We start from the raw sequence: 21,987 nt of genomic DNA, 5'->3' as shown, positions 1-21,987 counted from the left end.
ATTAAAACGGAAAATCATCCTCATCATCCAAATCATTCATTGAAGATCCCGATACTTTAGAATTATCCGGCAAATCAAATGCTGCTCCTGGCTGAATCGTTGTTTTTATTTTTTCAAAACCACTTGGTTCGGGAGAAGCTGAACCTCCTGATGGATATCCGTAATCTGTTTCTCCAAGATCACCAAATTTTGCGAAATGCTTCATGAATGAAAGCCTTACATCTGCAGTTGCTCCGTTTCTGTGCTTTGCAATAATCAGCTCGGCCTGGTTTTCGGTAGAAGATTCCTGACCTTCTTCATCGTTATCCCAAACAGCAATTTTATAATATTCTGGTCTGAAAATAAAAGATACAATATCGGCATCCTGCTCAATGGCTCCGGATTCCCTCAGATCTGAAAGCTGAGGTCTTTTTCCGGGACGCGTTTCCACGGTTCTTGAAAGCTGCGAAAGTGCAATTACCGGCACGTTAAGTTCTTTGGCAATTGCCTTTAGTGAACGCGAGATCATTGCAATTTCCTGTTCACGGTTTCCTCCGCCTTTTCCTCCGCTGCTTGCCGTCATCAGCTGAAGATAATCGACCATGATAATCCTTACCCCATGCTGCATTACCAATCTTCGGCATTTTGCACGGAAGTCGAAAATAGAAAGGGAAGGAGTTTCGTCAATATATAGAGGTGCATTTTCAAGTTCAGAAACATTCGAGAACAAACGTTGCCATTCTTCATCGCTCATTTGTCCTTTTCTTAATTTTTCTGATGAAATTTTTGTTTCAGAAGCAATCATCCTGGTGATCAACTGTACTGATGCCATCTCGAGAGAAAACAGAGCCATCGGGATTTTTGAACCTACAGCAATGTTTCTTGCCATAGAAAGTAGAAATGCCGTTTTTCCCATCGCCGGACGTGCTGCAATGATAATTAAATCTGAATTCTGCCAGCCTCCGGTTTCTTTGTCAACTCCTGTAAATCCGGATGGAACTCCGGAAATTCCTTCTTTATCTTTTAAAGATTTGATGGTGTCAATCGCCTGTTTTACCAAAGTGTTTGCCGTATCAAATCCTTTTTTGATGGTTCCGTTAGTAATTTCAAAAAATGACTGTTCAGCTTTATCCAAAAGTTCAAATACATCTGTTGATTCTTTATAAGAAGTATCAATGACGTTGGCAGAAACATTAATTAGACTTCTTAAAATATATTTCTCCAAAATAACACGTACGTGATATTCGATATGGGCAGATGAACTTACACCCATCGTTAATTCTATGATGTAATGATCTCCGCCTGCAGAACTCAGCTTATCTGTTTTCTTTAGTTCCTGAATAACCGTCATCAGATCGACAGGCTGGTTGCCCTCGTATAATTTTAAAATTACTTCAAAAATCACCGAATGTCTGGGGTCATAGAAAACTTCGGGTGTCAAAAGGTCGATAGAGTGGTCAAGTCCTTTTTTGTCAATTAAAAAAGTACCGACAACCAAACGTTCAAAATCTACAGCATTGGGAGGCATTTTTCCATCTGCAATCGATAATTCTCTAGCAAAGTTTCCTTGAGTAAGAGAAGATAAAGTTTCTTTCTGCGCCATAATGCAAAGATAGTTTAAATAAAAAATAATTTGAAATGAGTAATTAAGATTTATTGTTGATAACTTATAAAATATCAGTATCGAAAGGTGTTGGGTGATGTTAATAAAAAAATCACCCCATCGCTGAGGTGATTTTAACAATATATAAACAAATTAATTTATTCTCTGTTTTTTACCAATATCCAACCGCTGTATTTGGTTTGGGTACTGTTGGTATCAGTTTCTGTCCATGTGATCGTATACCAATATGTTCCGGTTACGATTTTTTTACCACTGGAAGTTCCGTCCCATTTATAATTTCTCATTTTATCAGATTCGTAGATTTTGTTTCCGTATCTGTTGTAAACTGTAAATACCAAATCTTTTTTGTATGCTAATGCAGAATAATCTACTTCGTCATTTACATTATCTCCGTTTGGAGTAATTGCATTAACTAAATTAGGTACCGTTACCTGTACCAAAATTGGGTTACAGTCGAATGAATCTTTCAGATAGATTTTGTTTTCACCTCTTGGAAGATTATTGAAAACATTTGAATCCTGCCAAGTAGTTCCATCAAGAGAATACTGGTAAGGAGCTGTTCCTCCGGAAGCATTCACGGTGATGGTGTTGTTTGTAATATCTAAACTTGCAATTACAGGCTGCTGAGAAGCATAAACACTGACCTGCTGTAAAGTGAAACAGTTTCCTGTTTTCAATTTAACCCAGTATGCTCCCACAGGAACTCCCTGAATAGCTTGCGTTGTCGCTCCGGTGCTCCATTCGTAAGCGCTGAAACCTGGTCCTGCGTCTAAAGTTGTTCTATCTTCAATACAGATAGTTTTATCTTTTAGAACGGTAGATTTTACTGGAGGATTTACTGTCAAGGTTATTTTAGCAATGTTGTAACATCCATTTTCAGTATAAACTCTTACAAATGCAACACCTGCTACAGAATCATACAGATTAGGAATAAGTATTTCGTTGGCTCCACTTGTAGCATCGGCTAAAGTTTTGTAATATTTTTTAGTAACAGGAGTTTGACTTGTTACCACAGCTGTTGTTAAGTCAAAAATTCCGTGAGTGATATTGTTTTCAACAAAACAAGCTTCTATAGTTGCATCGTTTACAACAGATATTGGATAGAAATCTAATGTTATAATTCCTGATGCACTACAGCCTGTATTTGTCGTAACCTTTACGAAGACCTGTTTTGGAACCGTAGAAGGATAAGCTAAAAAGTTTGTAATTTCATTTGTTCCCATATTAAGATCATTCAATGTAGGGTAGTATTTTTTAGATACTGCCGGATCTGCATATACCGGTGCCAATGAAAGATTGAAAATACCTGTTGTAGATTTGTTATTGCTACATGCTTTGATGGTAACATCAGTCACAACAATTGGACCTATAACGAAATTGATTGTTCCCACCTGTGTACAGGCATTAAGCGGATTGGTCGGGTTTGCTGGATCCGTGTAATGAATGCCGTAATAATATGTGTCTGTAGTATTTACACTAATGGGTGCAGTTATAGGATTAGAGTTTGTTAATGCAGTATTTGATGTTAAGTGATACGTAACGCTGAAATTTGGATTTCCGTTAATAATTCCGGTAGAGAGCGTGCTGAAATCAAATACCGAAGGATTTGAACAGATACTGACATTTCCATCATGGTTTGTTCCTGGTGCTAAAAACGGGTTAGGCGTTAAAGTAGAATCATCAAAAGCAGATACTAATGTTGCTGAACCGCCCCATGTTAAAGAAAAACCAAGATTACTTGTAGGAATAAAGTTGTCTATAAGCAGATAATATGTTTCTCCTGCGATAACATCCAAAGGAAGTTCCCATTGATCAAAAGGTGCGATAATAGTTGAGCTAAGACCGGTTGCTCCACTTGTACCTGAGTAATTACATCTGATTGCGTCTCCAAAATCCTGAGTGGCACAATTAATATTTGGACCATAAACTGCAAAATCGTAATCATAATGAAGTACACCAGGTACTGTGTCAGGATTAATGGTAAATTCAACTGTACCGCTGGTTGCAGCTGTGAATACATACCATACAGAATGGTTCTCGTTTCCCAAACAACTTCCAGATGTCTGTTCTAAAACTGTACCGGCAGTATCGGAGTTATAGGAGATTGAAGAATTTCCACAAACAGGTATGGCAGATATACAATCTGACTGTGAAAAATATAATTGTGATGTTATTAAAACAAAAAAGAGTAGTAATTTTTTCATGTGAAATGAATTTAAGCAAATTTAAGCAAAATATTACAAATAGATTAAAATAAAGAAATCGCCCAAAAGCGATTTCTTTATTTTTTAATCCTGAGATTAATCTCTGTTTTTAACCATCACCCATCCTGAGAATTTAATAGGTGTTTTGTTTTTGTTGTTTTCAGTCCATGTTACAGAATACCAGTAAGTTCCTGTAGGAATTTTCTTACCTGCTATCGTTCCATCCCATGTATAATTATTAGACTGGTCTGCTACATGAATCTTGGTTCCGTATCTGTCAAAAATTGTCAATACTAAGCCAGATTTATTTCTTAAAGCTGAATAATCAATAACGTCATTTACCCCGTCACCGTTTGGTGTAATTACATTGATAATATTAGGTACTACAATGTTTACTTCCATTGGCACACAGTCGTATGAATCTTTTACATAAACTGTATAGTCACCTCTGGTAAGTCCGGTGAATGAATTAGATTCCTGCCAGTTTACGTTATCTAATGAATACTGATAAGCCGGTGTACCACCAATTACATTAACATTGATTGAGTTATTCGAAATTTCAATATTTGAAACTACCGGCTGCTCTGTTGCGTAAACTTTTACTTTCTGAATAGCTGTACAGTCTCCTGTTGTTAGTTTTACCCAATAAGTTCCTACTCCTACATTTGAGATCACCTGAGTTGTTGCTCCTGTGCTCCATTCATAACCTGAGAATCCTGGTCCTGCATCTAATGTTGTCTTGTCTTCAACGCAGATTACTTTATCGATCAATACTGTAGAGTATACTGGTGGAATTACAATCAGGGTGATTTTCGCTACTGTGAAACAGCCGTCGGTACTGGTAACTCTTACGTATACAACTCCGTTTGGCGCAACATAATTAGTGGCGTTAAGAATTTCGTTGGTTTGGTTAACGGCATCTGTTGCAGACGGATAAAACTTTTTGGCAGCTCCTGTAGTGTTTACACTGGCATTGGTAAGATTGAATAATCCTGTTGATGGATTGCTTTCAATAAAACAAGCTCTTAAGGTTGCATCTGTAACCACTACGACCGGGAAGAAATTTAATTTAATTTCTGCAATATCTGTACATCCGAACTGAGATGTCACCAACGCGTAAACTGATCCACCGGCAGATAGATACTGGTAAGGATTTGTAATTACATTGGTATTGGCATTCAGATCAAACATTGAAGGATAATACTTGATCGTCGCAGTAGGATCATTGATCACGTTTGCTGTTGTCAGATTAAATACTGCAGTTCCTTCGTTGTTATTGTTACATTGGGTTAGTGTAGCGTCGGTTGCCGTGATTGCCCCATTTTTAAATTTAAATTTACCAGTCTGTTTACACCTGTTAATAGGGTTGGTAGGATTGGCAGGATCTGTATATGAAATACTGTAAAAGTACGTGTCTGTCATATTCACACTCGTTGGAACGGTGATAGCGTTTGTACCCGTCAACATATCATTTGTATTGTAATAATAAGATACGTTGAAGTTCGCATTGCCGTTGATGATTCCTGTTGATAATGTGCTGAAATCAAAAACTGCAGGACTTGTACATACTACGACCTCGTTTGGTTCTGCCGGGTTAGCGTTAGGAAGTCCTGGCGCAATGAAAGGATTGGTAATAAGTCCCGGATCATTAAATGGTGATGCTAAAGAAGCAGTACCACTCCAGTTTAAGTTAAATCCAAAAGCTGATAAGCTAAAGTTGGTAATCACGATATAATACGTTTGACCCGCTACTACGTTCATGTATGGGCTAAACTGATTGTTGTTACCATAAAGTGGTGGAATTGGTGCAGGAGTTGGTAATGGTAAATTGATGTCCAAACCTGTATTTCCAGGTGTTCCTGAATAATTACATCTTACAGGAGAAATGAAAACATTGCTGCCATTTTGAAGTGAAGTACAGCCATTAATTGTTGGTCCGTACACAGCAAAATCGTAATCATCACTTGGATCGTTTGGAGCAATGGTAAAAGCCAAAGTTCCGGTAGTAGCTGCTGTAAAATTGTACCACACAGAAAAACGTTCGTTGGTACCCAAACATCCACCATTCTGATTTAGGATTTCAGTAATATTACCGATTCCTGATGAAGTATAGGAGATATCTGAATTTCCGCAAATAGAGATAGCGCTAATACAATCTGACTGCGCATAAAATATCTGAGAAAACATAAAAAGAAAAACGAGTAGAGTTTTTTTCATTTTCGAAAAATTTAATTACAAATATATAAAAAATATTAAGCTAAGGGTGAGCGTTTTATAATATATTTAAATGTAACGCTCAATGTTTCCTAATATTGCATTTTTCTCAATTTAGGATTTGTAGTTGCTACCACCAATGCAATCAGTAAAGTCATGCTGCCCCCGAATACAACCGAGCGAACGACTCCCATCAGTTTTGCAGCAAGTCCGCTCTCAAATTGTCCCATTTCGTTGCTCGACATGATGAAAATGGAGTTGACACTCAATACTCTGCCTCTAATGTGATCCGGAGTTTTCAGCTGAACAATAGTTCCGCGGATGACTACGGAAATTCCGTCGAGCATTCCACTTAAAACCAAAAACATGAACGATAACCAATAGTAATGTGACAGCCCGAAACCGATGATGCAAAGTCCGAATCCTGCAACGACACTGAGTAAAACTTTACCCTGATTTTTGCGTAACGGGATGATAGAAAGCGTAGTAATGATAATCATAGAGCCAATATCCGAAGCGGCATTCAGTAATCCGAAACCTTCAGCACCGGACTTTAAAATATCTGTCGCAAAAACTGGAATCATCGCAACGGCACCGCCAAAAAGAACAGCGAACATATCCAGACAGAGTGCTCCAAGAATCTCTTTCGTTTTAAAAATATAACAAATCCCTTCACGCATACTTTCCATTACTTTGATCTTGTCTTTTTCATGTTGCGAAAATTGCTTATTCAGCTGCCAGAAAAAGATAGAAGCAATAGATATTAAAGATATGATAACGATTAACGTCCATTTTACTCCAACCAAACCAATTAAAAATCCTCCAGCAGCGTGCCCACAAACTGAGGAAATCAGGAATGTTCCCTGATTTAAAGTAATAGCACTCGGTAAATTGACTTTCTGAACAATTTTAGGAATCATTGATGGAACAATCGGTCCTATGAAAGCTCTTACAATTCCTGTGAAAAAAATAACTCCGTATATGTAATAGGTAATTTCGTGTCCTGAAAAGTGAAGTTCTACATTAAAGAAGGCAGGAATCAACAGTAAGCCAATCAGAAAAACATAGAGATAAGTGCAGATAAGAAGCAGTTTCTTCTTCTCATTCATATCGATCACGTGACCGGCGTACAAAGCGCAACTCACTGCTGGAATCACTTCCGATAGTCCGATCAAACCGATGGAGAAAGGATCTTTTGTTAACTGATACACCCACCATCCTAATAAAGTGGCCAGCATTCTGAATGCTAAAACAATAAAAAATCTCCCTGTAAGAAGATTTCTGAACTCTATATTTTCTAAGGTTTTAAGCGGTGCAAAAGAAATCATTCCGCAAAAATAGCCCTAAAAATTCATTCAGGGCTATTCATATATGGTCTTTTCAAAAGAATTTTCTTATTTCTTCCGAAAGATAACGTCTATTTTAGTCGGCTCTCAAAGAGCTGATCACCAATGCAGCAACTCCGGCAGCACCAATCACGGCAGCTCCGCCTACAACTCTACCCTGAGATCTGTCTTTTACTGCAGCAACATTAGATTTTGGGATTACTACCTCTGTACTGTCTTTTCTTCCGGCAGTTCCGATGATATTGTCACCACTGATATTTCTAAAAAGGATGGTTTGTTTTTTAGATCCGTCTCTAGGCGTCACAACATACATTTTTCCTGCTTCAAGATTAGAATAATTATTTGTTGAAATGTTTTCGCTGTACTTTGTGGTAGCACAAGATGAGATGACAAATAAACCCGTTAGTAAAGATGATTTTAAAAGTACAGATGCTTTCATTATAATTTTTTAGTTTTCCAAATTTATAATTTTTTTTGAATATATGTTTTCATAAAAAAAGAAAATCTTATCTTTTTGTAAGATTAAACTAAAAAATGAAGAATTTTTATGTTCGAATGATTATTTTATCAAAATTAGTTTAAACCACTTCCAAATGCAGCAGCGGTGTCTGCTAAAACATCAGTAGCTTTTGACATCACTATAATCATTGTTGTTAATGCGGCAACTCCTCCTGCTGTTGCAACGACGGCAACCGCCGTTCTGTCTTTTCTTATCTCCGTAATATTGGTTTTTGCAATAGAAATTCTTTCATTTTTTTTGCTTCCGATAATACTGTCTTTAGAAATCGAACTTATCGTCATTGGAGTTTTGCTTCCGTCAGTCTGATGAAAGGTATATTTATTTCCCGCTTTTATATTTTTATAATTGTCAGGATTTTCTGTTGCGCTGTATTTCAGCGAACTGCAAGATGTAATTGAAATGATTACTAAAGCGTACAAAATTCTTTTCATAAAAGGTGATTGAAGGTGTGTTATTTTTTATAAATCTGCAGTAAATCTGCAATTTTTCTGTCGTTAGCCAATCTCGGAATTTTATTCTGACCGCCTAATTTCCCCTGAGATTTTGCATATTCCTGAAAAGCATTTTTAGAAACCTTGCTGATTTTTAATTTTTGAAGAATGTTTCCCGATATCAAGTCATTATAGTAAGTATTTCGCTTTCTCAACTGATCATCAAGTTCATTTTTAAATTGATCTAAACTTTCAGGTTCTTTCTCAAATTCCACAAACCATTCATGATAAGGTAAGCCTTCTTCAGGATTTACTTCCGGAGCAAGGTGAAATTCTGTGATCTGCGCAGGGAATTTTTCTACGGTAGCTTTCATTGCCTCTTCCACTTCAAATGCAATAACATGTTCGCCAAAAGCTGAGGTAAAATGTTTGGTTCTGCCGCTGACCAAAATACGGTGCGGATTTTTATCAATAAATCGCACAACATCACCAATGGAATAAGCCCAAAGTCCTGAATTTGTTGTTAGGATTAAAGCATAATCTTTATTAAGTTCGATTTCTGCTAAGGTAAGTCTTTTTGCATTTGGTTTTCCGTAATCTTCGAGTGCAACAAACTCATAGAAAATTCCATGATTGGTTAAAAGTAGAAGCCCTTCTTTGGTGTAATCATCCTGAAACGCAAAAAAACCTTCTGACGCAGGAAAGGTCTGAACAATGTCTACTTTTCCACCTAAAAGTTCTTCCATCTTTTCACGGTAAGGCTCATAGTTTACGCCGCCTGTTACGATAAGTTGCAGATTGGGAAACAGCTGTTTTATTTTTCTGCCGTTCTTCTCAATCAGTTTTTCAAAATACATAATCAGCCAAGGCGGAATTCCTGAGATCAGAGTCATGTTTTCCTTTTCAGTTTCTTCCACAATTTTATCTACTTTGGCTTCCCAGTCTTCCATCAAGTTGGTTTCCCAGCTTGGCAGACGGTTTTTCTGAAGATAGTTTGGGATATGGTGAGCCACAATTCCTGAAAGTCTTCCGGTTTTTATTCCGAAAACTTCTTCCAGTTCCGGACTTCCCTGTAGGAAAATCATTTTTCCGTTAACAAAATCAGCGTTTCCTTTTTTTGAAATATAATGAAACAGGGCGCTCTGCGCTCCTGCAACTTGAAAAGGCATTCCTTCTTTGGAAATCGGAATATATTTTGAGCCTGAAGTTGTACCGGAAGTTTTTGCAAAATATTCCGGCGTTTCTGTCCAGAGAATGTTTCGTTGGCCTCTTTTTACTTTCTCGATATAAGGTTTAAGATCTTCATAATCGGCTATTCGTACATTTTTCTGAAAATCTTCTACGGTCTTAATGTTTTCAAATTGATGTTCTCTTCCAAAAAGTGTTTTCTCGGCAGTTTTCACCAAGCCCAAAAGCAATTTCTCCTGATTTCTTTCTGCGTTTTGCTTAAAATCATTCGTTTTCTGCACATGTTTTTTTGCCCAGATTAATGCTGCATTTTTCTTGAAGAAGTTTAACATGGTTCAAATTTATAAATAAGTAGAGAATTCCATCAAATATTTTAAAATTTAAACAAAAAAAAACCGATGAATACAATTCACCGGTTCGTCGAAATTTGATTATGAAAGAACAACATTCTTTAATGTTGATTATTTGTTCGCCTTGTATCTCTTGTCAGGAGTTCCGTCTTTTTTTAATTTTTGATTTTCTTTATATCTTTTGTCAGGAGTACCGTCCTTTTTAAGCTTGGTTGCGGGTTTCGCTGCTTCCGGCTTGGTTACTTTTGATGTCTTGGTTGTCTGTTTTACAGTTGCTTTAGCAGCCGGTGCGGTTTGTTGGGCAGTTGCAAGTCCTAATCCTAAAACGATTGACATTGCGGTAAGAAATTTTTTCATTCGTTGATATTTATTGTTTTTGTTGAAGTAAATTTATGGAAAATCTTAATATGAAAATCTATTTTTGCGGACTTAACTAAAGTTTATCACAGATTAAAAAAAGATTAAATTGCTGTATTGCGCAAAAAAAACCTGCTTCCCAAAAGAGAGACAGGTTTCAGATATGTATGAATAGTTATTATCTTGTACAGTTTGCTGTCCAGATTTTTCCATCTTTTGCATATAAAATCTTCAAATCATTGTTGTCGATTCTAATGTAAGAAGTGGCAGTAGATCCTACACTTACCAAAGTGTTATCACCTTGCTTTTCAAATTCAACACCGTTCAAATCCGGGATACTGTTTGAGAATGCAAAGTTATATTTCGTTCCGCTTGCAATTTTTGTTACAAATACACTTCCATCATCTGCTGACACGGTATTTGATCCGTCATTATATGAGATGCTTCCTTTGTAAGTTCCTGCGAAGAAATCATTGTTTGCCGGATCGTCATCATCGCTGCATGAAGTGAACGAGATTGCTGTGAACATTACCAGCATAAAAACGCCTAAAATTTTGATTACATTTTTCATAATATTTTAATATTTCGGTTTATGGAAGAAGACTTTTCAAACACTGTGCCGTATCAGAAAAAGTGAATTTTATTTAACTTTTTTTTGGTTTTTTAGTAAAAAGTTATGATTAATGAAGATATGTTGATGAATTTTTCAGCTGATGGGTTTTCAGGGAATCATAAATAAAAATTAGCATTATCTTTGTAATGCTAAAACGGTTTCGGAATTCTCCCGAAATCGCTTTTGTCGTTTATACCTATATTATTTTTATGCATTTAAAAACCATAAAAGAAACCTTTCTTCCGGATCTTTTAAAGAAAGAATTTGGAAAAGAAATTTTTGTTCAGCTTGAGAATCATCAGCATCTTTCTGTGAAGGGAAGCGCGGGTTCGTCGGTTTCTATTTTTACCGCAGAACTTTTTCTTATCCATAAAAAGACAATTCTTTACCTTGTTGATGATAAAGAAGAAGCTCTTTACATCAATACCGAAATGGAGGATTTGCTTGGCAAAGAAAAGGTTTTATATTTTCCGGCTACGCATTTGGAGCCTTATCAGGTTGAGAAAACTCAAAATGCCAATTTGGTGCTGCGTACGGATGTTTTAAATAAAATAAATTCTGAGAAGTCCCCGAAGATTATCGTTGCCTACATGGGCGCTTTGTCTGAAAAGGTTTTGAAAAAAGAAGATTTTAAAGCGATTTCTCACCACATCAAAGTTGGCGACCAGCTCGATTTTGATTTTGTGGACGAATTGCTTTCTCATTACCAGTTTCAGCAAACAGATTTTGTTTCGGAGCCGGGAGAGTTTTCTGTACGTGGAGGAATTGTAGATGTCTTTTCTTATTCAAATGAAAAACCATACCGAATTACTTTCTTTGGAAATGAAGTGGAAAATATTAAAACATTTGATATCGAAACTCAACTTTCTATTGATAAGGTAAAAGATTTTCAGTTGGTCTCGAATATGAATTACTCAGTTTCAGGAAACCGTGTTTCTCTGTTGGAGCTTTTGCCAAAAGACAGTTTTGTAATTTCAAAAAATGCTGTTATTGGTTTAAATAAAATAAAAAGTTTTTATGAAAAATCATTAGAAAAGTACGATACCTTAAGCAAAGATATTTCGCACAGAACTCCACAGGAATTATTTATTTCTGATGAGGAGTTTCTTTTTGATTATAAAAAATTTAAAACCATAGATTTCAGTCCGCAGACTCTTGAACTCTCCAACTCTGAAACACTTCAGCTTAATCAAACGCAGCAGCCTTCTTTTCATAAAAACTTCGAATTGCTGATTGAGGATTTGGAAGAAAAACAGCAGCAGGGTTTTGAAACATGGATTTCTTTTGCCACCGATAAACAGAAAGAACGGTTAGAATCTATTTTTGAAGATATTGATTTCTCTCAGTCTGGTTTGTCTAAAGTTTCCTTTAAAAGTTTTAAATCTGAACTTCACGAAGGTTTTGTAGATGCAGATCATAAAATCTTAGTTTATACGGATCACCAGATTTTTGACCGTTACCAAAGATATAAAGCCAAAAACACATTTGCCAAATCTGAACAGCTGACATTGAAAGATCTGATGTCACTGAAAGTAGGAGATTATATCGCCCACATCGATCACGGAATCGGAAAATTTATGGGATTGGTAAAAGTAAATAACGATGGCAAAATTCAGGAATGTTTTAAGCTGACTTATAAGAATGGAGACTTATTGTATATAAGTATTCATTCACTCCATAAAATTTCAAAGTACAACGGTCCCGACGGAAAAGAAGTGGTTCTGAGCAAGCTGGGTTCACCTGCATGGAAATCTTTAAAACAGAAAACTAAAGCCAAGGTTAAGCAGATTGCTTTTGACTTAATTAAATTATATGCAGAAAGAAAAACTGCAAAAGGTTTTGCGTACACGCCGGATTCTTACCTTCAGAATGAGTTGGAAGCAAGCTTTATTTATGAAGACACACCTGATCAGGAAAAAGCAACCATCGATGTGAAAAATGACATGGAAGCAGAAACCGTGATGGATCGTCTGGTTTGTGGTGACGTAGGTTTCGGAAAAACGGAAGTTGCCATTCGTGCTGCATTCAAAGCTGCCACAGACGGAAAACAGGTCGCAATTTTGGTTCCTACAACCATTTTGGCGTTTCAGCATTACCGGAGTTTTAAAGACAGATTGAAAGATTTTCCTGTAACTATTTCTTATTTAAACAGATTCAGAACGGCGAAACAGAAATCTGAAACCATAGCAGGTTTAAAAGACGGAAAAGTTGATATCGTCATCGGAACACATCAGTTGGCTTCTGAAAAAGTAAAATTTAAAGATTTAGGTTTACTGATTATTGATGAGGAACACAAGTTCGGAGTCGCAGTAAAAGATAAACTGAAAACATTAAAATCTAATATCGATACGCTGACTTTGACGGCGACACCTATTCCGAGAACACTGCAGTTTTCTCTGATGGCGGCGAGAGATTTATCGGTGATTAAAACGCCACCGCCAAACAGGCAACCCGTAGAAACGCAGATGGTCGGTTTTAGTGAAGAAATTATCCGTGATGCCGTTTCTTATGAGCTACAGCGTGACGGGCAGGTTTATTTTATCAACAACAGAGTTGAAAACCTGAAAGATATTGCGGGACTGATTCAAAGATTGGTTCCAGATGCTAGAGTTATTACCGGTCACGGACAAATGGAAGGGAAACAGCTTGAAAGAAATGTTCTCGACTTTATGGAAGGGAAATATGACGTTTTGGTGGCCACAACGATTGTAGAAAGTGGAGTAGATGTTCCGAATGCGAATACCATGTTCATCAACGATGCACAACGTTTTGGGATGGCTGATCTTCATCAGATGAGAGGCCGTGTTGGCCGAAGCAACAGAAAAGCATTCTGTTACCTAATTACTCCGCCTCTGGATATGGTAACTTCTGACGCGAGAAAAAGATTGGAAGCTATTGAGCAGTTTTCAGATCTGGGAAGTGGTTTTCAGATTGCGATGAAAGATTTGGAAATTCGTGGAGCCGGCGATTTATTAGGTGGCGAGCAAAGTGGGTTTATCAACGAGATGGGTTTTGAAACCTATCAGAAAATGATGCAGGAAGCTTTGGAAGAACTGAAAGACGATAAAGATTTTGAAAATCTGTTTGAAAACGAAGCAGACCGCCAAAAATTATTTAAGACTGTAAAAGAAGTTAATATTGATACAGATTTAGAATTGATGCTTCCGGATTCTTACATCTCGAGCACGGAAGAAAGACTTTTATTATATCAAAAGCTAGCTGAAATTGATAATGAAACGGATCTACAGAAGTTTGAATCTGAGCTCACAGACCGCTTCGGAACTTTACCGGATGAAGCGATTAATCTTCTGAAAAGCGTAGCACTGAAATGGCTGGCCGCAGATATTGGCTTCGAAAAAATAGTGATGAAAAACGAAGTGTTCTTAGGGTATTTCCCGAATAATCCTCAGGACAAATTTTACCAGACGGATAAATTCAGACATATTATAAGCTATTTAACTCAAAATCCTTCACAGGCACAGTTGAAAGAAAAAATTGGGAAAGAAGGTAATCAGCTGATGATGAGGAAAGATGGCGTGCAGAATGTAGATGAGGTGAATGTTCTGCTGAAGTCTATCTTAGCATTGTAAAAAGATTGTGGGTTTTTATATCCTTAAGTAATTGTATAAATTGAAATCTAAAAGCGAAAGTTTTTAGATTTTTTTTATTAAATATTTAAAATAAGTTGAGTGGTGTTGAAAAATAATTATATTTGTTGTGTTAAAAACTATACCTATGATTAGAAACCAACTTTTGAAGGGAGGAGCAGTATTGCTTCTTGGCCTTATGTTCTCATGCGATAATACAACCGCAGATCCTATTAATCAAAATAATCCTAACACAAATTCTGGTAGCAGTGGGAATGCTCCGGCGACCATCACGGGACCCAGAATTTTGCATAAAATTGTTGTTAATAATACCACGAATCAAGAGTTTGTAACCACAGGAAATGTTCTGCAGAAGGCAATTTTCAAAGAAGCAAGTGGTCCAACGTCATTTTTTATCGGTACGGTAACGTATACTTCAGGAAAAATTACAAAAGTAAAATTCGGGCAGGAACTGAATGGTGCTCCGGCGAACAGTTTGAATTATGACTTCAATATTACCTACGATACAAGCGGAAATATTAATTATACTACTTGCAGTACGAGCTTAGGAAATGTGCCTAATTTTAACAGTGAGTATACCTATACTTATACAGGTGGAAAAATGACAAAGATTGTAGAAAAGAAAAAAGCCGGAACTACGTATACTCATTTCACCAATTATAATTTCACCAATACTGGGGATAATATTACAAAAATGGTCACCGAAACTGGGGTTACGAGCTCTACAGGTGTGCCGGATCTTTCAGCAACTGTACTTACTACAACCTATAATTACACTGCGTATGATAATCAGATCAATCCTTACAATACTTTACCGAAGGCGTTTTTCGTAGTCTGGAGTTTGGTGCATCCTATTAATTTCCCGGCATTATCTGCTAACAATCTTAAGAGTTTCAATATTGTATATCCATCTCCTGTGGCCGGAGTTCCCGCCCCTGTAATACCAGGTGACTATACTTATCTTTATGATACCATGAATTATCCGATTTCAGATCAGACTCAGGCTCAAAAATATATTTATAAGGCTTTATAGGGCGTTTTTGTTTATTAGTTTTATGATAATATAAATAAAAATATGCTTTTTATTCAAAAAAAAATTATATTTGTGGAAAAATAAATAATCCCTTCGGAAATGAAACAACTTTTCTATTTTATTTTACTTGTAGCTGGCATCTCGTCTGTTCATTCTTGTAAAGACCTGACCGATGAAGAAGGTAACCCTCTGATTGACCTAAACCCAAATACAGGTTTAAACGGTCCGAGAGCTTTATTCAGAGAAATTACAGATTCTGATACTATTGCAGAATATCATTATAACGGACTTCTATTATCAAGAGTTATCACAGATAAAAATTCTGTAGCTAATGTGATGTGGAGTGGCGACAAAATCAGTCAAATTAATTTCAACGGTCATTTAGATAATGATGGTGATGGATTATTAGATGATGACAGTATTGTTTATACACGTTTGTTCACTTACGGTAATCTAGGCAGACTGACAATCATTTCAGAAAACAGATCTAAATTTACTAGAACGCCAGCTGCACCAGGTGTGCCTGCGGGACCTTATACTCTGGATGCAAAGACAAAATCGCTTTACGATTTAGCTTACAGCACAGCAACAGGTAAACTGGATGTGATCAATATGAAAAATGGTCCTGACGCTGCCGGAGTTCCCTTTGAATATAAAGATTACTCGAAATCTTGGTATACTTACTTAGGTGACAACGTATCAAAAGTGGAAAGACACTACGGTATCATCACTGCAGGTGTAAACGGTACTCCAATTGAGAAGTACGCATATGAGTTTTTGAATTACGATTCTCAGATTAACCCATATACGCTTCTTCCTTTCGCATTTAAAGTTTCTAACCTTTTGGCAACTGATTATGGAGACAATAAATCTTTTGACTTATCTCCGAACAGCCCGAAAAGAGTATCTATTACTGACTTAATGCCGCCAATCCCGGTTGCACAGATTTTCTCTACAGATTACAGATATGATGTACAGACTTATATGGTAAAAGGTTTTGGAGTGAATTACATTTACAAACCGATGTAATCATTCATCTAAAAAATATTTAAACTCAATTCTTCACAGGATTGAGTTTTTTATTTTATAACTCTTAATTTTGCAAAAAATTTCTAATGAAATATTTAATTGTAGGTTTGGGCAACAAAGGTCCGGAATATGAAAATACCCGCCATAATATTGGTTTTAAAGTTGCTGAGAAAATCGCAGACACTCTTGATGTTTCTTTTAATACCACGAATTTTGGCTGGATGGCTGAAGGTAAATATAAAGGCAGAAAAGTTTTTGTTCTGAAGCCGGATACGTATATGAACCTGTCGGGAAATGCCGTGAAATTCTGGATGCAGAAAGAAAATATTCCTTTAGAAAATGTGATGATTGTAACTGATGACTTAGCACTCCCTTTTGGAACTCTGAGAATGAAAATGAAAGGGTCTGATGCAGGACATAATGGACTAAAGAGCGTACATCAAAGTTTAAATACCCAAAATTATGCAAGGCTTCGTTTCGGAATTTCTGCAGAGTTTTCTGAAGGCAGACAGGTAGATTACGTCCTGGGAACCTGGAATGAAGAAGAAACATCTAAACTTGGTGAAAGAATCGAGAAATTTTCTAAAGCGTGCCTCTCATTTGTGTTTGCCGGAATCGGTAACACGATGTCAGCTTTTAATGGGAAATAATTTATTTAAATAAAAGTCAGTCAAAAGTGATTCAAAAAAAACGCCGGGAGCAAAGCTCCCGGCGTTCATATTATCTACATTGCTCTTTTATGAGTAATGATAATGTGAGAGTCTTCATCTGTCTCATAATCTCTGTATGAGGTTTTAAAACCCATTAATTCCACATTTATATCTTCCTCTTTTGCCCTTATATTTGCAAAATCCTGAATCATTTCCAAAACATCGGTTGCGATGTACGATGTCGTTGTAGCATCTATAATTACCGTTGAGTTTGCTTTAATGTTTTTCAAAGTCTTTTTAATCGCAGCTTTATTTAAAAACGAAACTTCTTCAGCCAGTTTAATGGTGATTCCGTCTGCGTCGTCCAGTTTTTCTCTGCTTAAATAATACGCACGTTTCATATTTCCCTGAAGAATATAGAATACCGAAATTGCCAAACCAATGCCGACGCCTTTCAGTAAATCAGTCGCAACAATTGCCACAACCGACGCTACAAATGGTATAAACTGGAATTTGCCTAAATGCCAGAAGTGCATAAAAGTCGCAGGTTTTGCCAATTTGTATCCTACTAAAATCAAGACCGCAGCTAATGTAGCTAGAGGAATTAAATTTAATAAAAACGGAATCGAAAGAACGCAAACCAATAATAAGAAGCCGTGAATCATCGCTGATGCTTTTGATGTCGCGCCTGCGTTAGCATTCGCAGAACTTCTTACAACTACCGATGTCATCGGTAGTCCGCCAATGAATGAACTTACTAAATTACCAATTCCCTGAGCTTTTAACTCGAGATTGGTATCTGTAATTCTTCTTTGGACGTCTAATCGATCTGAAGCTTCAATACATAGCAGAGTTTCAATAGAGGCCACGATGGCAATGGTTGCTCCCGCAATCCAAACTTTTAAATTCGTGAATCCGTTAAAGTCCGGCATGATAATCAGATTTTTAAAATCAGCAAGACTTTGAGGCACGGGCAGTGATACAAGATGCGTAGGTGTAATCGCTAAAGAACTGCCTGTCATTTTAAACAGTTCATTCAATAAGATTCCTACCACCACAGCAACTAAGGCACCGGGAAGCATTTTCATTCTTTTTAAAAAGGAAATTCTATCCCAAGCCAAAAGTAATCCGATAGATACCAAAGTTATGATGATAGCACCCGGATGAATTGCTGCTAGCAATTCATTGAAGTATCCAAAATTCAATCCTTTATCAAAAATAGATTCATGTCCTTCATAATCTTTATCAAATCCCATTGCATGCGGAATCTGCTTTAAGATAATAATAATTCCAATTGCAGCCAGCATTCCCTCAATAACATTGTTTGGGAAATAATTGGAGATACTGCCGGCTCTCACAAATCCCAACACCAACTGTAATAGTCCTGCAATAATTCCGGCACAGAGAAAAAGCTCAAATGCACCAAGATCCGTTATTGCTGTTAGGACAATTGCTGTTAATCCTGCTGCAGGACCGGATACTGAAATATTTGAATTACTGATCGCTCCAATCACGAGTCCACCTACGATACCCGAAATAATACCGGACAGTGGTGGTGCTCCTGATGCTAAAGCAATACCTAAACAAAGGGGCAGAGCTACCAAAAAGACAACTAAACCCGATGGAAAATTCTCTTGAATTCCTCCAAAGAATGATTTTGATTTTTTCATGGAAAGTGAAATACACGTCAGAATTGAATCATGACAGTAGATGTATGAGGTTGAGAATGATTTTAAAACACAAGATATTCACCATCAGTTATGATTATGAATGTCTTTAGAGTATTAAATAAATTTCTCAGGTGGAGGAGAAAATATAGTAAGAAATGGCGGATGATGAAAGGTGTCATCTACCCATAAAAAAGCACCGCCTTCTAAATCTGGCTCGAAAAACTTCAGATAATCATAGACATCTAATGTTTTTGGAAGTGTTTTTTCGTAAACAGAAAATAAAGATGAATAGTGAGAATGAGTTTCTTCTTCGTTTACAATTACATTGGTTCTCATGATTTTCCAATCCGCAATCGCAGCAATGCTGGGCAATGCTGTGAAGTTCAGAACGATCATTAATGTAATAATACTCCAGAATTTCATTTCTCTCAGTTTAAGAAGGTTTCATTACCTTCTGTTCATAATCCACTGATCTTCGCTCAGATTGTAGATTTTTTGGATGTCTTTCAAAACTTTTTCGAAATCGATCTCCAAATCAATAATCTTACCCGTTCTCAGGTCAAATACCCACCCATGAACAATCGGATATTCTTCAAGAATATATCTCTCCTGTACACATGCCATTTTGATAACGTTGATACACTGCTCAAGAACATTAAGCTCTACCAGTCTGTCATAACGTTTTCCTTCATCCTCAATAGCATCTAATTCGGATTGATGAATTCTATAAACATCACGGATGTTTCTTAACCATGGATTCAAGATTCCAAGATCCTGAGGAGTCATCGCTGCTTTTACACCGCCGCAATTGTAATGTCCACAAACAACAATGTGCTTTACTTTCAGATGTTGTACAGCGTATTCAATAACTGCTGTTGCGCTCATATCCAAAGCATTAACTACATTGGCAATGTTTCTGTGAACAAAAACCTCCCCTGGTTTAGCTCCCATAAGTTCTTCTGCTGTAGCTCTACTGTCTGAACATCCTATGTAAAGATATTCCGGTGTTTGAGTTTTAGCAAGATCTTCAAAGAAACTCGGATTGTCACCGATCTTTGACTCTACCCATTTTTTGTTGTTTTCGAAAATAACTTCGTACGAATTTGACATAAATTAAAATTTAAAGGTTTATAATTATTTATTTCGTTTAAATTATTTTTAAATTCAATAGATTGTATCAATAGTATACAAAAATATACTTTTTCACGAATTTTGAATCATTTTTAACATTATTTAATATAGATTAATACTAATATTAAGTTAGACCCGATTATTGATATATCCTTCTGTTGCGTCAGTTTTAGGATAAATTTTTGCTTTATTCCCTGCTACAATTGAATTGTCGGGAACATCTGTATTTACATAGGAATTGGGAGCAATCAGAACATTGTTTCCAATGGTGATACTTCCTACAATCACTGCATTGGGACCAATCCATACATCATTTCCTATTACTGGGAAACCTTCATTTTTTCCTCGGTTTTGTTGACCGATAGTTACTCCCTGTGCAATATTACAGTTTCTTCCAATGACTGCTTTGGGATTGACAACCAAGCTTCCCCAATGTCCCAGATACAGACCTTCGCCAATTTGCGTTTCAGGATAGATTTGAAAACCATATTTAATCTGGAAGTGTCGCAGAACGATCTTCCAATAAAAACCTAAAATCGGAGTTTTATCAAATTTCTGTGCCTTTCTTAAGATATAAATAAAATGTAGATTAGGATTAATGCATTTCATCAAAATCTGAAGTGGTGAAAGCCATTCACCGCTTTCTCTGTAAAAGTCTTTCTGTATTATGGAGTAATTTTTGGGCATGTAGCAAATTTAAGGATTCTCTTTTATTTTTATTTAAAGGGAGTTTTAATTTTATCAAAATTAGTTTCTCAACGGTGTAAATGCTTATTTTTTAACAAGCGTATTTCATTATCAGTGATAATATTAAGCCAACAACAAAAAGTTCGATTAAAGCTCATCTAAAACCGAAACTATTCTGGCAACAGAATGATCGAGATTGAACGGCATGGTATAATTTTCAAGTTTTTCTGTAAAGTCCGAGAAAAATTCAGGTTCTGTTAGGGCTTTTTTCATTCCAAGATAAATTCCATCTTCTGAGTTTTCAACAATCAGGCCCAGTTCACCATTGTTCAGCATCTCATTTACTCCGGAAACTTCTGTCGCAATAATTTTCTTATTTAACGTAATCGCTTCAAACAGAACTGTCGGAAAACCTTCATACCTGGAGCTTAAAATATAAAAATCTGAATGTTTAAAATAAGGATAGGGATTATCTGTGAAACCAAGCATTGTTGCAGTTTCGTCAACTTCCAATTCTGTTTTTAAATGTTTAATGTTCTCAAAATCATAACCGTCACCTACAATTACTATTTTGTGATGCAAGCCTTCGTCTAAAAGTTTTTTATGAACTCTTAAAAGTCTGTCGAAACCTTTCTGAGGAAAAACAGTGCCTACAGAAATAAATGTCGGAACATTTTCATCAAACTTGTAATTAACAACAGGCTGTTTACTTTTAGTTAAGATTTCTTTTGTATCTAAAGGATTGTAAATCTTTACAATTTTTCTCTTTTCGATTTCATTTTTAGCCAAATCATAAAACAACTGCTCGATTTTTTTTGAAATCACCATAATAGAATCAAAACCAAAAAATTTCCTGATTTCTTCATTGGTATATTCTTTTACCTGCGAAAGGTCATTGTGAATCCAGATGATTTTTTTAGATGAATGATTGGTGGAGTGTAAGATTTCGTCGCGCATCCCATGAATTGCGGCAAACTCAATATCGTATTTTTTATCTTTTAGAATTAGTGTGTACAAAAGATCCGGGAATTCCTTCAAGACCCTTTGAAAAATAACTCTTGCGGCCTTTTCCGGAATGTCCTGCAGTCGGTTTGTGGTAATCATTTCTCCTTTGTTGAGGTAAATTACATTTACCCAATCAGGAACTTCACTCAGATATTTTCCTGAATATAAATTTAGAAGAAGGTCAATTTCATATTTGTCTTCCGGTAGATTTTTAAGGAAAGTCACCAATACTTTTTCTGCTCCGCCATGACGAAGAGAACCGATGCGAATGAGGATTTTTTTCTTTTCAATCATTTTATTTAAACAAGTTCATGTTTCTAACTATAAAAGTAGATATTTTATGCTAAA

Annotated in this window: 18 protein-coding genes; 4 read left to right on the top strand and 14 right to left on the bottom strand. The window is 36.3% G+C overall.

Translation table 11 applies throughout. From position 1 onward, the window contains the following. Position 1: 1 nt before the first annotated feature. From dnaB to OMO38_RS03280, 9 genes are all read right to left on the bottom strand, one after another. The gene (dnaB, locus tag OMO38_RS03320; protein ID WP_264748802.1) at positions 2–1,582 is read right to left on the bottom strand and encodes a replicative DNA helicase; all 1,581 of its coding nucleotides are present in this window, start codon (positions 1,580–1,582) and stop codon (positions 2–4) included. A gap of 158 nt (positions 1,583–1,740) precedes the next feature. Beyond that, positions 1,741–3,807 (bottom strand): gliding motility-associated C-terminal domain-containing protein, encoded by a 2,067-nt coding sequence (locus OMO38_RS03315; protein ID WP_264748801.1) that lies wholly within the window; start codon positions 3,805–3,807, stop codon positions 1,741–1,743. A gap of 96 nt (positions 3,808–3,903) precedes the next feature. After that, the gene (locus OMO38_RS03310) at positions 3,904–6,024 is read right to left on the bottom strand and encodes a T9SS type B sorting domain-containing protein (protein WP_264748800.1); all 2,121 of its coding nucleotides are present in this window, start codon (positions 6,022–6,024) and stop codon (positions 3,904–3,906) included. 89 nt (positions 6,025–6,113) lie between these two features. After that, positions 6,114–7,349 carry an MFS transporter gene (locus tag OMO38_RS03305; RefSeq protein ID WP_264748799.1) on the bottom strand — a complete coding sequence of 412 codons (1,236 nt, stop codon included), beginning with the start codon at positions 7,347–7,349 and terminating at the stop codon, positions 6,114–6,116. A gap of 94 nt (positions 7,350–7,443) precedes the next feature. Next, positions 7,444–7,806: a hypothetical protein gene (locus OMO38_RS03300; protein ID WP_264748798.1), complete on the bottom strand. Its 363-nt coding sequence runs from the start codon at positions 7,804–7,806 to the stop codon at positions 7,444–7,446. Positions 7,807–7,940: 134 nt separating this feature from the next. Then, entirely contained in the window at positions 7,941–8,318 is a 378-nt protein-coding gene (locus tag OMO38_RS03295; protein ID WP_264748797.1) for a hypothetical protein, read from the bottom strand. A gap of 20 nt (positions 8,319–8,338) precedes the next feature. Then, positions 8,339–9,838, bottom strand: coding sequence for a GH3 auxin-responsive promoter family protein (locus OMO38_RS03290; RefSeq protein WP_264748796.1), 1,500 nt, complete (start codon positions 9,836–9,838; stop codon positions 8,339–8,341). A 129-nt stretch (positions 9,839–9,967) separates the two neighbouring features. Further along, positions 9,968–10,213, bottom strand: a complete 246-nt coding sequence (locus OMO38_RS03285) for a hypothetical protein (RefSeq protein WP_264748795.1) — start codon at positions 10,211–10,213, stop codon at positions 9,968–9,970. A 178-nt stretch (positions 10,214–10,391) separates the two neighbouring features. Continuing rightward, positions 10,392–10,784 carry a hypothetical protein gene (locus OMO38_RS03280; RefSeq protein ID WP_264748794.1) on the bottom strand — a complete coding sequence of 131 codons (393 nt, stop codon included), beginning with the start codon at positions 10,782–10,784 and terminating at the stop codon, positions 10,392–10,394. 251 nt (positions 10,785–11,035) lie between these two features. Here OMO38_RS03280 and mfd point away from each other — a divergent pair, with 251 nt between their 5' ends. From mfd to pth, 4 genes are all read left to right on the top strand, one after another. After that, positions 11,036–14,416, top strand: coding sequence for a transcription-repair coupling factor (mfd, locus tag OMO38_RS03275; RefSeq protein WP_264749121.1), 3,381 nt, complete (start codon positions 11,036–11,038; stop codon positions 14,414–14,416). A gap of 145 nt (positions 14,417–14,561) precedes the next feature. After that, positions 14,562–15,467, top strand: coding sequence for a hypothetical protein (locus OMO38_RS03270; protein ID WP_264748793.1), 906 nt, complete (start codon positions 14,562–14,564; stop codon positions 15,465–15,467). A gap of 99 nt (positions 15,468–15,566) precedes the next feature. Then, positions 15,567–16,496: a hypothetical protein gene (locus OMO38_RS03265; protein WP_264748792.1), complete on the top strand. Its 930-nt coding sequence runs from the start codon at positions 15,567–15,569 to the stop codon at positions 16,494–16,496. A gap of 86 nt (positions 16,497–16,582) precedes the next feature. Next, on the top strand, positions 16,583–17,146 hold the full coding sequence (gene pth, locus OMO38_RS03260) for an aminoacyl-tRNA hydrolase (protein ID WP_264748791.1): 564 nt from the start codon (positions 16,583–16,585) through the stop codon (positions 17,144–17,146). A 74-nt stretch (positions 17,147–17,220) separates the two neighbouring features. Here pth and OMO38_RS03255 read toward each other — a convergent pair whose 3' ends face one another. The 5 genes from OMO38_RS03255 to OMO38_RS03235 form a co-directional block, all read right to left on the bottom strand. Further along, positions 17,221–18,816: a SulP family inorganic anion transporter gene (locus tag OMO38_RS03255; protein WP_264748790.1), complete on the bottom strand. Its 1,596-nt coding sequence runs from the start codon at positions 18,814–18,816 to the stop codon at positions 17,221–17,223. A 114-nt stretch (positions 18,817–18,930) separates the two neighbouring features. Continuing rightward, entirely contained in the window at positions 18,931–19,239 is a 309-nt protein-coding gene (locus tag OMO38_RS03250) for a hypothetical protein (RefSeq protein ID WP_264748789.1), read from the bottom strand. Positions 19,240–19,263: 24 nt separating this feature from the next. Then, positions 19,264–19,926, bottom strand: coding sequence for a carbonic anhydrase (locus OMO38_RS03245; RefSeq protein ID WP_264748788.1), 663 nt, complete (start codon positions 19,924–19,926; stop codon positions 19,264–19,266). A 150-nt stretch (positions 19,927–20,076) separates the two neighbouring features. Next, on the bottom strand, positions 20,077–20,634 hold the full coding sequence (locus tag OMO38_RS03240; protein WP_264748787.1) for a serine acetyltransferase: 558 nt from the start codon (positions 20,632–20,634) through the stop codon (positions 20,077–20,079). Between the two features lie 147 nt (positions 20,635–20,781). Further along, positions 20,782–21,933, bottom strand: a complete 1,152-nt coding sequence (locus tag OMO38_RS03235; protein WP_264748786.1) for a glycosyltransferase — start codon at positions 21,931–21,933, stop codon at positions 20,782–20,784. Positions 21,934–21,987: the final 54 nt, after the last annotated feature.

This window comes from Chryseobacterium kimseyorum, assembly GCF_025971945.1.
Taxonomy (GTDB): Bacteria; Bacteroidota; Bacteroidia; order Flavobacteriales; family Weeksellaceae; genus Chryseobacterium; species Chryseobacterium kimseyorum.
This window is presented reverse-complemented; position numbering and strand designations above follow the sequence as displayed.